Origin of the sequence: Pandoraea thiooxydans, from assembly GCF_001931675.1 — a bacterium.
Classification (GTDB): Bacteria; Pseudomonadota; Gammaproteobacteria; order Burkholderiales; family Burkholderiaceae; genus Pandoraea; species Pandoraea thiooxydans.
In genome coordinates this window covers 53,023-65,142 of record NZ_CP014839.1, presented here as the reverse complement: position 1 = coordinate 65,142, position 12,120 = coordinate 53,023, and the positions used below count along the sequence as shown (strand labels likewise).

Annotated in this window: 11 protein-coding genes; 4 read left to right on the top strand and 7 right to left on the bottom strand. The window is 60.6% G+C overall.

The window, feature by feature from the left end:
• Positions 1–28: 28 nt before the first annotated feature.
• The 3 genes from tpx to PATSB16_RS00300 are packed head-to-tail and all read left to right on the top strand — an operon-like array spanning position 29 to position 1,983.
• Entirely contained in the window at positions 29–529 is a 501-nt protein-coding gene (gene tpx / locus PATSB16_RS00310; RefSeq protein ID WP_047215903.1) for a thiol peroxidase, read from the top strand.
• 18 nt (positions 530–547) lie between these two features.
• Positions 548–1,483 carry a carbohydrate kinase family protein gene (locus tag PATSB16_RS00305; RefSeq protein ID WP_047215902.1) on the top strand — a complete coding sequence of 312 codons (936 nt, stop codon included), beginning with the start codon at positions 548–550 and terminating at the stop codon, positions 1,481–1,483.
• A 20-nt stretch (positions 1,484–1,503) separates the two neighbouring features.
• Positions 1,504–1,983 carry an outer membrane lipoprotein gene (locus tag PATSB16_RS00300; protein ID WP_047215901.1) on the top strand — a complete coding sequence of 160 codons (480 nt, stop codon included), beginning with the start codon at positions 1,504–1,506 and terminating at the stop codon, positions 1,981–1,983.
• Between the two features lie 241 nt (positions 1,984–2,224).
• Here PATSB16_RS00300 and PATSB16_RS00295 read toward each other — a convergent pair whose 3' ends face one another.
• From PATSB16_RS00295 to PATSB16_RS00260, 7 genes are all read right to left on the bottom strand, one after another.
• Entirely contained in the window at positions 2,225–2,794 is a 570-nt protein-coding gene (locus PATSB16_RS00295; protein ID WP_257786665.1) for a histone H1-like DNA-binding protein, read from the bottom strand.
• Positions 2,795–3,316: 522 nt separating this feature from the next.
• A complete protein-coding gene (locus tag PATSB16_RS00285; RefSeq protein WP_047215898.1) occupies positions 3,317–4,528 on the bottom strand; it encodes a ribonucleotide-diphosphate reductase subunit beta in 1,212 nt (403 codons plus the stop codon).
• A gap of 152 nt (positions 4,529–4,680) precedes the next feature.
• Positions 4,681–7,626, bottom strand: a complete 2,946-nt coding sequence (locus PATSB16_RS00280) for a ribonucleoside-diphosphate reductase subunit alpha (protein ID WP_047215897.1) — start codon at positions 7,624–7,626, stop codon at positions 4,681–4,683.
• Between the two features lie 362 nt (positions 7,627–7,988).
• Positions 7,989–8,621, bottom strand: a complete 633-nt coding sequence (gene ampD / locus PATSB16_RS00275; RefSeq protein WP_047215896.1) for a 1,6-anhydro-N-acetylmuramyl-L-alanine amidase AmpD — start codon at positions 8,619–8,621, stop codon at positions 7,989–7,991.
• Between the two features lie 252 nt (positions 8,622–8,873).
• Positions 8,874–9,386 carry a hypothetical protein gene (locus PATSB16_RS00270; protein ID WP_047215895.1) on the bottom strand — a complete coding sequence of 171 codons (513 nt, stop codon included), beginning with the start codon at positions 9,384–9,386 and terminating at the stop codon, positions 8,874–8,876.
• Positions 9,387–9,530: 144 nt separating this feature from the next.
• Positions 9,531–9,791 (bottom strand): PP0621 family protein, encoded by a 261-nt coding sequence (locus PATSB16_RS00265; protein WP_047215894.1) that lies wholly within the window; start codon positions 9,789–9,791, stop codon positions 9,531–9,533.
• 6 nt (positions 9,792–9,797) lie between these two features.
• Complete coding sequence (locus PATSB16_RS00260) at positions 9,798–10,676, bottom strand: cytochrome C assembly family protein (RefSeq protein ID WP_047215893.1); 879 nt, start codon at positions 10,674–10,676, stop codon at positions 9,798–9,800.
• Between the two features lie 54 nt (positions 10,677–10,730).
• On the opposite strand from PATSB16_RS00260, the gene ffh reads away from it, so the two are divergent.
• Positions 10,731–12,095 (top strand): signal recognition particle protein, encoded by a 1,365-nt coding sequence (gene ffh, locus PATSB16_RS00255; protein WP_047215892.1) that lies wholly within the window; start codon positions 10,731–10,733, stop codon positions 12,093–12,095.
• Positions 12,096–12,120 lie beyond the last annotated feature (25 nt).

Here is a 12,120-nt window from a genome sequence, read left to right as displayed (position 1 = left end):
TGCGCTCACTTTTTGACGGAGAATCACCATGACTCAAGTCACTCTCGGCGGTACCCCCATTGAAGTCGCCGGACAGCTCCCGCAGAAGAATCAAACCGCACCGGCCTTCTCGTTGGTCGGCAAGGATTTGAAAGACGTCAAGCTGGCCGACTTCGCCGGCAAGCGCAAGGTGCTCAACATCGTGCCCAGTCTCGACACCCCGACGTGCGCGACGTCGACGCGCAAATTCAATGAGGCGGCAGGCAAGCTGACCAATACCGTGGTACTCGTCATCTCCAGCGACCTGCCCTTCGCCCAGAGCCGTTTCTGCGCGACCGAAGGCCTGACCAATGTGATTTCACTGTCGACCCTGCGCGGCCATGAGTTCCTGAGGAACTACGGCGTCGAAATCACCACCGGGCCGCTGGCCGGGCTCACCGCACGGGCGGTGGTTGTGCTCGACGAGCACGACAAGGTATTGCACGCGGAACTGGTGCCGGAAATCAAAAACGAGCCGAACTACGACGCCGCGCTCGCCTCACTCTCCTAGAAAGAAAGGAACGTACCCGTGGCTACGCTTATCTGCGGCTCGCTTGCCTACGACAATATCATGACGTTCGAGGGGCGCTTCGGCGACCACATCCTGCCGGACCAGGTGCACAACCTCAACGTGAGCTTCCTGGTGCCGACGCTGCGCCGGGAGTTCGGCGGCTGCGCCGGCAACATCGCCTACAATCTGCGTCTGCTGGGTGGCAGCCCCGTCGTGATGGCCACGGCCGGCGAGGATGTCGGGCCTTACCTGACACACCTGAAATCGCTCGACCTGCCGACCGAGCACGTGCGCATCGTGCCCGACACCATGACGGCCCACGCGATGATCACCACCGATCTGGAGAACAACCAGATTACGGCGTTTCATCCCGGGGCCATGATGCATTCCCACTTGAATCGGGTCCAGGACGCCAGGGACATCGGTCTGGGCATTGTCGCTCCCGACGGGCGCGAAGGCATGCAGGGTCACGTCGAGCAGTTCGCCGAAGCAGGCATTCCATTCGTGTTCGATCCGGGCCAGGGACTGCCGCTGTTCGATCGCGCCGAACTGCGCCACATGATTGAACTTGCGACCTACGTGGCAGTCAACGATTACGAGGCGAAATTGATGAGCCTGCGTACGGACTGGTCTGCCGAGGATATCGCCGATCGGGTCCAGGCGTTTGTCGTAACGCGAGGTGCGCAGGGTGCCGTCATTTACAGCCAAAAGAAGCAATACGCGATCCCCGTGGTCAAGGCCGAACGCGTGGTCGACCCGACCGGATGCGGCGACGCTTTCCGCGGCGGCCTCCTGTACGGCATCGAAAACGGCCTGGACTGGGAAACATCCGGTCGCATCGGAAGCTTGATGGGCTCGCTCAAAATCGCGCATCAAGGTCCGCAAAACCATGTCCTCACACACGAAGAAATCCGGGAGCGCTTCAAAGATGCTTTCGGCTATGTTTGGCATTGAAAGAGTCGGGAGAAACACGAATGAGTAAGCTCACCACGCCGCTGATCGGGTTCAGTCTGGCGGCCATCCTGGTGTTGCCGGGATGCGCGGCCATCGGCAACAGCGATTCGGCCAGCGTCTACCAAAGCAGCCAGGCGCAACGCGAACAAATCGTTCGCATGGGCACAGTGGAATCGGTGCGCCCCGTCACCATAGACGCCAGCAACGGACAGCCCGGGGTGTTGGGCACGGTGGGCGGCGGCGCACTTGGCGCAATCGGCGGCAGTGCGATCGGCGGTGGCCGAGGCTCGATCATTACCGGCATTCTCGGCGGCATCGCCGGCGTGGTGGCCGGTCAGGCAATCGAGAACCGCGCCAGTCAGCGCCCGGGGCTGGAGATCACGGTACGTCTGGACAATGGCGAGTTACGCGCGGTAACCCAAAGCGCCGATGAATCGTTCCGCCCTGGAGATCGCGTCCGCCTGCTCACGAGCGGTGGCATCACACGGGTCACGCATTAGTAGACACGTCAATAAGTGCGGTGCCTCGCCGCCACAAGCAACGCATGGTTCGCCATGCGTTTTTTTATCCCTTCGCGATCCGTGCACTGGCGCAGATTCTTCATCATGTGATCCGTGCCGGCATCTTGCACGACCAAAGAAAAACCCGCTACGGCGCATTCACCGCAGCGGGTTTTCGACCGAGTAGCACTACTCGATCAAGAGACACCGAAGTGTCTTGTGTGTTGCCTCGGCACTCTGCTTACGGACGGCTGCCAGTCGGGAACGGCCACGCCGCCGCCGGATTGAGCACCGTCTTGGCGGGCGCAGCTGCAGGGGCAGCGGCGGTCGCAGCAGGCTTAGCGGCCGGCTTCTTCGCAGCGGGTTTCTTGGCAGCGGGCTTCTTGGCGGCCGGTTTCTTCGCAGCGGGCTTCTTGGCAGCAGCTTTTTTCGCCGGCGCTTTTTTCGCGGCGACTTTCTTCACTGCGGCTTTCTTGGCCGGTGCCTTCTTGGCGGCGACTTTCTTCACTGCCGCTTTCTTGGCCGGTGCCTTCTTGGCGGCGACTTTCTTCACGACCGCTTTCTTGGCCGGTGCCTTCTTGGCAGCCACTTTCTTCACGACCGCTTTCTTGGCCGGTGCCTTCTTGGCAGCCACTTTCTTCACTGCGGCTTTCTTGGCCGGTGCTTTTTTGGCAGCAACCGCTTTCTTGGCGGCGGGCTTCTTGGCGGCCGGAGCCTTCTTCGCTACCGGTTTTTTGGCAGCAGGTTTTTTCGCAGCAACAGGTTTTTTCTTAGCAGTAGCCATCATGCTCTCCTTGACTTGAGAATCGATAGAATCAAACAAACCACCTGAGAAGGAAACCCGACCAGTGCGCCAACAGGCGCGCAGCGAGCGGGCTATTCATCGGCGTACGCATCAAGCTATGGCTGCTTACGCTAATGAATTCGGCATTGCGCGCGGGCAGGCGTGACGTCGCCGGCCAGCGCGCAAAAAAATTGCCGGCGACTTCGCCGCCAGCAATTCGGTTGTAGTGATGTTGGTGAAGCGTCAGTTTTTTGGGAGGGTAGCTTGCCTGTCCCGTCATCGGGAGGAGGGAGACTGCGATAGCGGATAAGCGTGACGACTGCCTGCTATGCACCAAGGTTTTGACGCTCCTTATCTACCAGTTCTCTGCATTGAGAGGAAAGCGATTTGCTTTCTGGTTATCGAGACTGCATTTAATTGAGCGAATAATAATTCTTTTGTGATGCGATGTTAATACTTTCGACACGAAAAACGCGCACGACACCGCATCACGAATCCAATGTGTTGTATTTGATGCACACTGCTGAACACAGCATGCATCGCCAGACATCAATCCCAACTCAACGCACCACCGGTTTGATATTCGATGACACGCGTCTCGAAGAAATTTCTTTCCTTCTTCAAATCGATCATCTCGCTCATCCAGGGGAACGGATTCTCTTCATTGGGGAATAGCGGCTCGAGTCCGATCTGCGTGCAGCGGCGGTTGCAGATGAAGCGCAGATAGCTCTTGAACATGCCCGCATTCAGGCCCAGCACGCCACGCGGCATGGTGTCTTCGGCGTAGCGATACTCGAGATCGACGGCGTGCTTGAACAGCTCGCGCAGTTCGTCGCGGAACTCGGACGTCCACAGGTGCGGATTTTCCAGCTTGATCTGGTTAATGAGGTCGATACCGAAATTGCAGTGCATCGACTCGTCGCGCAGGATGTATTGATACTGCTCGGCAGCGCCCGTCATCTTGTTCTGGCGACCGAGCGCCAGAATCTGCGTGAAGCCGACATAGAAGAACAGACCCTCCATGATGCAGGCGAACACGATCAGCGATTTGAGCAACTTCTGATCCGTCTCCAGCGTCCCGGTCTTGAAGGCGGGGTCGGTCAGTGTGTCGATGAACGGAATCAGGAATTCGTCCTTGGCACGAATGGCGGCGACTTCATGATAGGCGTTGAAGATCTCGCCTTCGTCGAGCCCCAGGCTCTCCACGATGTATTGGTAGGCGTGAGTATGGATCGCTTCCTCGAAGGCCTGCCGCAACAGAAACTGCCGGCACTCCGGCGCCGTGATGTGACGATAGGTGCCCAGCACGATGTTGTTGGCGGCCAGCGAATCGGCGGTGACAAAGAAACCGAGATTGCGCTTGATGATGCGCCGCTCGTCTTCGGTCAGGCCATTGGGATCCTTCCATAGCGCGATGTCACGGGACATGTTGATTTCCTGCGGCATCCAGTGATTCGCGCAACCCGCCAGATATTTCTCCCACGCCCACTTATATTTGAACGGGACAAGCTGGTTGACGTCGGTTGCCCCGTTGATGACGCGCTTGTCGGCGGCGTTGACGCGGCGGTTCGACGCGGCCGAAATCGTGTTCGGGTTGTTCCCGGCGTCGGTCCCGAGAATGTTGCCGTGCACAGCGCTCGGCGGCAGCGCCTGTTCGTCGGCGCGCGGCGCGACGGCAGCCTGCAGTGCCGGACGGCCTTGAGCCAACGCCTGGGCACCCGGTTGAGCGGCAGGGGCGAGATCATCTTCCCAAGTCAGCATGGTTATCTTCCTCTATGCATTGATTTACACCAGCCGTTGCCACCTCGCTCGAGGCGGCAACGGTCTTGTCTGCAATTGCGCGGCGCCGTCGGATCAGAGCGCACGGAGGCTCGCCGCGGGGCTGGCCCCGGGGCGCCGCCATTGCAGCGAACTTATTGGCACGCCTCGCACTCATCGAACCCGGCGTCGCCTGGGCGCAGCATGCATACCTGCCCTTCGGGCTCGGGCATCGCCGGCGTCTCGATCGGTGCGGCCGCAGCCTGCACCTCGCCGCCGCCCCCGCCGGAGGACACCGCATTGAGCGTGCCGGTCTTGACCGTCGATTTCTCGACGTGGGTCGCGGACATCGTGCGCAGATAGTAGGTGGTCTTCAAGCCGCGCAGCCAGGCCAGCTTGTAGGTTTCGTCCAGCTTCTTGCCGGAGGCGCCCGCCATATAAATATTGAGCGACTGGGCCTGGTCGATCCATTTCTGGCGACGGGAGGCGGCCTCGACCAGCCATTTCGGCTCGACTTCGAAAGCCGTGGCATACAGCGCACGCAGGTCGGACGGAATGCGGTCGATACGGGCCAGCGAGCCGTCGAAGTACTTCAGGTCGGCGACCATCACTTCGTCCCACAGGCCGCGCTCCTTCAGGTCGCGCACCAGGTAGTCGTTGACCACCGTGAATTCGCCCGACAGATTCGATTTCACGTACAGATTCTGGTACGTGGGCTCGATGCAGGCCGATACGCCGATGATGTTGGAGATGGTCGCGGTCGGGGCGATCGCGATACAGTTCGAATTGCGCATGCCGTAGTGCTTGATGCGTGCGCGCAGCGCATCCCAGTCCATCGAACTCGACTCGTCGACCTCCAGGTAGCCGCCGCGTTCCTCGGCCAGCAGCTTGAGCGAATCCTGCGGCAGGATGCCGCGATCCCACAGCGAGCCCGAGTAGGACAGGTAGCGGCCCCGCTCGGCCGCCAGCTCGGTGGAAGCCCAGTAAGCGTAATAGCACACCGCCTCCATCGAGCGGTCGGCGAATTCGACCGCCGCTTCGGACGCGTAGGGGGTGCGCAGCAGGTGCAGGCAGTCCTGGAAGCCCATGATGCCCATGCCCACCGGGCGGTGACGCAGGTTCGAATTGCGCGCCTTGTTGACCGCGTAGTAGTTGATGTCGATGACGTTGTCGAGCATGCGCATCGCCGTATGAACGGTGCGCTTGAGCTTGTCGTGGTCGAGCACGTAGCTGCCGTCCGGCTGCCGCTTCATGTGGGCCACGAGATTGACCGAGCCCAGGTTGCACACGGCAATCTCATTCTCATTGGTGTTCAGCGTGATTTCGGTGCACAGGTTGGACGAGTGCACGACGCCGACGTGCTGCTGAGGCGAGCGGATGTTGCACGGATCCTTGAAGGTGATCCACGGATGGCCGGTCTCGAACAGCATGCCGAGCATCTTGCGCCACAGGGTCTGCGCCGGCAGCTTCTTGAACAGCTTCAATTCGCCGCGTGCGACCTTTTCCTCATAACCGAGATAGGCCGCCTCGAATTCCTTGCCGACCTTGTCGTGCAGATCGGGGCAGGTCGAGGGCGAGAACAGCGTCCAATCGCCGCCCTCCATCACCCGCTTCATGAACAGGTCGGGAATCCAGTTGGCGGTGTTCATGTCGTGCGTGCGACGGCGATCGTCACCGGTATTCTTGCGCAGCTCGAGGAATTCTTCGATGTCGAGGTGCCAGGTTTCCAGGTACGCGCATACCGCCCCTTTGCGCTTGCCGCCCTGGTTCACCGCGACGGCGGTGTCGTTGACGACTTTCAAGAACGGCACCACGCCCTGGCTCTTGCCGTTGGTCCCCTTGATGTGCGAGCCCAGCGCGCGCACTCGGGTCCAGTCGTTGCCGAGGCCGCCGGCAAACTTCGACAGCAATGCGTTTTCCTTGAGCGCTTCGTAGATGCCATCGAGATCGTCGGCAACCGTCGTGAGGTAGCACGACGACAATTGCGAACGCCGCGTACCCGAATTGAACAGGGTCGGCGTGGAGCTCATGAAATCGAACGTCGAGAGGATTTCGTAGAATTCGATGGCGCGCGCTTCACGATCGACTTCGTTGAGCGACAGCCCCATGGCAACGCGCATGAAGAAGGCTTGCGGCATTTCGATGCGCGCACCGTCGTCATGCAGGAAGTAGCGGTCGTACAGCGTCTGCAGGCCCAGGTAGTTGAACTGGAAATCGCGCGAAGCGTCGAGCGCGGCCCCCAATTTTTGCAGATCGAACTGCAGCAGCTTTTCGTCGAGCAGCTCGGCGTTGACGCCGCGCTTGATGAACTGCGGGAAGTATTCGGCGTAGCGCGTGGCCATCGCCGCCTGAGTGACTTCCTCGCCCAGGATTTCGCGGCGAATCGTGTGCAGCAGGATACGGGCGGTAACCTGACTGTAGGCCGGGTCCTGCTCGATCAACGTTCGCGCGGCCAGAATCGCGGAGTCGTAGACCTGCGACAGCGGCACGCCGTCATACAGATTCTTGAGTGTCTCGCGCAGAATCGGTTCGGCGTCGACCGCGTCGCCCAGATTTTCGCAGGCGGAGACCAGCACGTTGCGCAGCACGTCCATGTCGAGCGGACGCGTCACGCCGTTATCGGTGACGTTGATATTGAAACCGGCCTGCTGCGCGCCGGCTTCACCCTGCTGAGCGCGCTCCTGAGAACGCTTCTCGCGATAAAGCACGTAAGCACGCGCGACGTTATGCTCGCCAGCGCGCATGAGCGCCAGTTCGACCTGGTCCTGGATGTCTTCGATATGGAACGTGCCGCCGGCCGGCCGGCTGCGCACCAGCGCGCGCACGACGTTCTGGGTCAGCTGCTCCACCAGTTCGCGAATCCGCGCGGATGCCGCGCCGGGGCCGCCGTTGACGGCCAGGAAAGCCTTGGTCACGGCAATCGCGATTTTCGACGGCTCGAAACCCACCACCGTGCCATTGCGCCGGATGATTTTGTAATCAGCCATCGACGCAGATGCAAACGCGCCGCTCGATTGCGGCGCCGACATTCCCGCGCCACCGCTCTGCGTAGAGCCAGCGGTCGGAGAATTCGGACGGGTTGGGTTTTCGGTGATTTGCATGTAAAAACTCCCGGGTCATTGTGCTTTCGTCATCGAGTCTTCTTGCCGAAGATCCGGTGACGCTTGGGGTGCCGTACTATCGGCACAGTCAGGTTCACCGCCAACGAAAGAGACGCTTAATGTGAGCCTCATCGCGTCGGCGGCCCGCCGTTGCGCGAGGTTGCCGCGTGTTGCCGAGCTCATCGAGCCGGACAGATCGACCTGCGCATAACCACTATATATAGTGGTGGCGTTGCTATTTCCCACTAAGTATAGTGGATACCGTCGTGGTTCTCCAAAGAAAATTTTTGAAATTTCTTGCCTGAAAACCGCGCCACAAGTCGTTTTCGCGTCCGGGAAAACCCGGTGGTCGCGCAGTAGATTTATGGTTGACGCGATGCGCCGGGATCAGCGTCGCTTGCCGCCGCAGCGTCTGGCATGCCGGCCTGGTAAGGAAAGTAGCGCCCTGGAAGTCGACAAGCTTGTTGCAGTGCGAGCCAGTCAAAACAAGGGCCCGGGTCGGTCTTGCGGTGCGGCGCGATATCCGCGTGGCCGGCAATCGCCTTGATCGGATAACGCGCCATCAGCGCAGCAATCAATTGGCCAAGCGCGCGATATTGCGCCGCATCGAACGGCACGTCATCGGCCCCCTCGAGTTCCACGCCAAGCGAAAAATCGTTGCAGCGCTCGCGTCCGAAAAATTCCGACAGTCCCGCATGCCAGGCACGTGCATCGCACGAGACGAATTGCACGACCTCCCCGTTACGCCGAATCAGGAAATGAGCAGACACGCGCACACCGCGAATTTGCTCAAAAAACGGGTGGCTGTCATGGTCCAGCGTATTGGTGAAGAATGCGGCAATTGCCGGACCGCCGAACTGCCCCGGCGGCAAACTCATGTTGTGCACCACCAGCAAATCGACTTCCACGCCCGGCGGGCGGGCGTCGAAGTTGGGCGATGCCACACGCGTAGCGCCATGGGCCCAGCCAGCCGGATCGATTTGGAAGGGAATCAAAACAGGTCGTCGAGTCGATTGAAAAATCGCGGTGCACCAAAGCGATCGCGGACCCCAGGGAAGATACCGCGCCCCGCTCGGGCGGGCAAGTGGCGTGGCTCGATAAATGGAAGCCTTCCGCAAACACTGCCGGAAGGCTTCCACAGGCTCCACATAAGCCCAGGCGTGGTATCGTTGCCGGCCTCACCAGCGGGCGATCCACCCCGCGTCGCTCACAGGTGCGACGCATTCAGGTCTTCCGACCTGAACCGTTCACGGAAATGCCGGAATGGCTGGCTCGACGCCTTCCATATCGGCTTCCGGATGATGGTCGCGCAGCATCTCGCTGATCTCCCGCACGCGCCCGGTTGGCACATCGACCATCAATAAAATCATGCCGCGCGCGAGCGCCGGCTGAAACTGCTTGAGCCGTGAGTTGGGCACCGAACTGCCGATCATGCTCGATACCCAGGCGCCGAACAGCGACCCAAGCGGCCCGGTGATGATCACGGTCTCCCACTGCGGCCCGGTGCCGACAATTGGATAGAGTGCCGCGACCGCGCCCACGGCAAGCCCGCACAATCCACCGATCACGAGACCGGCTTCGGCGGCGTGAACGATATCCGACGTCTGCAGCAAATTGGCCTCATGCAGACCGCTCAAATCGGCCCCTTCCTTGGCAAGGAAATGAATATGCTTGACCTCGACGCGCGCCAGCAACAGATCACGCATCGTCTGCTGGGCGCAGGTGAGATCGGGTAACAGAAAATATATTCGCTTGCGCATGGCGCTTCCTCCTACCCCGGGTCGCCAAAAGCTGTTTTTATTTTTCGTTACTTGAGTTTTAGACCATCCAGGACCTCAGCGCAAGCGCCGCCGGCAGGCGCGGCGAGCTTAGCATAAACCACGCCAGGGAACTGCGGCGCCGCCTCAAACGTGGCGCTTCTGGAACGCGTTGTGGTGCGCGTCGCAACAGAAATAGAGCGGTGTGCCGGTGGTTCCCGTTTGCGCAATCGACCGTGCCTCGCTGGCCGGCAAATAGATGCCGCATTCGGCGCACCGCACCATTTTTTCCGCTGGCGGCAACGGGGTGCGCTGCTGCGGGCGATTTGTCTCCGGGCGACTTTCGTTGCGGCGCAAATACCAAGAGCCCAGAATCAGTATCAGCAATACGATCAATATCGTGCGCATTGTCCCTTACCCTCCCGCGGCCCGGTTCAGCAGAACCTCGAGCACGAAGCGAGTGCCGATATAAGCCAACAGCAACGACACAAACGAGACCAGCACCCAGCGCAGCGCCGTTTTGCCGCGCCATCCATACCAGCGCCGCCCAGCCAGCACCGCGCCGAACATCAGCCAGGAGATCACCGCGAATACATTCTTGTGATCGAACTTGGCCGGCTCGCCGAAGAGTTCCTCCGAGAATATTGCTCCCGAAACCAGCGTCAAGGTCAGCAGCACGAAGCCGGCGGTGATCATGCGAAACAGCAGCTTTTCCATCGTCAGCAACGGCGGCAGCGTGTCGAACCAGTGCGACAGCCAACTCGACGGCGGCTCGCTGCCTTGCACGGGATGCAGATGGCGCTCGGCGGAGATCATCAACAATGCATGCAAGGCGGCCAGCGCGAACAACCCGTAGGCCATGTTGGCGATTACGAAGTGCAACTTGAACATCGGATTGGCAGCAAACGGCAAAATCCGGTTGTCATGAAAAATCAGCGGCATCACACTCGCCAGGCAAGCCGCCGGCGTCACCATCAGGCGCACACTGTCGATGCGGAAGAAGTAACTCTCGATCCAATAAATGCCCGCGGATAGCCAAAGCATTGCGGATAACGCATAGGCGAAGCCAAAATGCATGCTGTCGGCGCGAAAAATCGTTTGATGCAGCAACACGCCGTGGGTCACCAGCGCAGCGAGCAACGCGACGCGGATTACCCCGTCGGCACTGGCGTGCGCCGCGCGCGTGAGGGTTCCACCGCCGGTGGACGCCGCCTCGCGGCAATAACGGTGCCACGAGACGAGCGCGAGGCCGCCGTACAGAACCGCCGTCAACGCATACAGTAAAATAGTCATATTCGGAGTTTACACTAGGCCTTCGTGGCCGCGCCCGGGACACAGGAACTTTTCATGCTCGACAATCTTACCCAACGGATGGCGCGCGTCGTCAAGACGTTGCGCGGCGAGGCCCGCCTGACCGAAGCCAACACCCAGGAAATGCTGCGCGAAGTAAGGCTGGCATTACTCGAGGCGGACGTCGCACTGCCCGTAGTGCGCGAATTTATCGCAAAGGTCAAGGAAAAAGCGCTCGGCGAGGAAGTGCTCGCCAGCCTCTCGCCCGGGCAGGCGCTGGTGGGCGTGGTGCAGCGCGAGCTCACCGCCATTATGGGCGGGGATTACGAAGGCAAGGCCGCCGAGCTCAATTTCGCGACCCAGCCGCCGGCGATCATCCTGATGGCGGGTTTGCAGGGTGCGGGCAAGACCACCACGGTCGGCAAGCTGGCCAGGCTGCTGCGCGAGCAGAAGAAGAAGGTGCTCACCGTTTCGTGCGACGTCTACCGCCCGGCCGCGATCGCGCAGCTCAAAACGGTCACCGAGCAGGTCGGCGCCGATTTCTTCCCGTCCGAGCCTGACCAGAAGCCGGTCGATATTGCGCTGGCTGCCGTCGATTGGGCCAAAAAGCATTTTCACGATGTCGTGCTGGTCGATACCGCCGGCCGGCTTGGCATCGACGAGGCGATGATGCAGGAGATCAGCGCGCTGCACGCCGCGCTCAAGCCGATCGAAACGCTTTTTGTGGTCGATGCGATGCTCGGCCAGGATGCGGTGAATACCGCGCGCGCATTCAATGAAGCGCTCCCGCTGACCGGCGTGGTGCTGACCAAGCTCGACGGCGACGCGCGCGGCGGCGCGGCGCTGTCGGTGCGCCACGTTACCGGCAAGCCGGTCAAGTTCGTCGGCGTTGGCGAGAAGCTCGATGGTCTCGAGGTGTTTTATCCGGCACGCATGGCCAGCCGGATTCTCGGTATGGGCGACATCCTTGCCCTGGTCGAGGGCGCGCAAAAGGGGGTTGACGTTCAAGTCGCACAGAAGCTCGCCGAGAAAGTCAAAAAAGGCGGCGACTTCGATCTGAACGATTTCAAATCCCAGATCTCCCAAATGAAGAAAATGGGCGGCCTGTCCAATCTGATGGACAAGCTGCCGGCACAATATCAGGCTGCGGCAAGTCAGGCCAATATGGATCAGGCCGAGAAGCAGGTGCGCCGCATGGAGGGCATCATCAATGCCATGACGCCCGCCGAGCGGGCCAAGCCGGAAATCATCAAGGCCAGCCGCAAACGGCGCATCGCGGCGGGCGCCGGGGTTCAGGTTCAGGACGTCAACCGCATGCTGGGGCAATACGAGCAAATGCGCGGCATGATGAAAAAACTCAAGGGTGGCGGTATGATGAAAATGATGCGGGGCATGAAAGGCATGCTGCCCGGCATGCGCTAAGACATCCTCCCACAACTCACGCCCG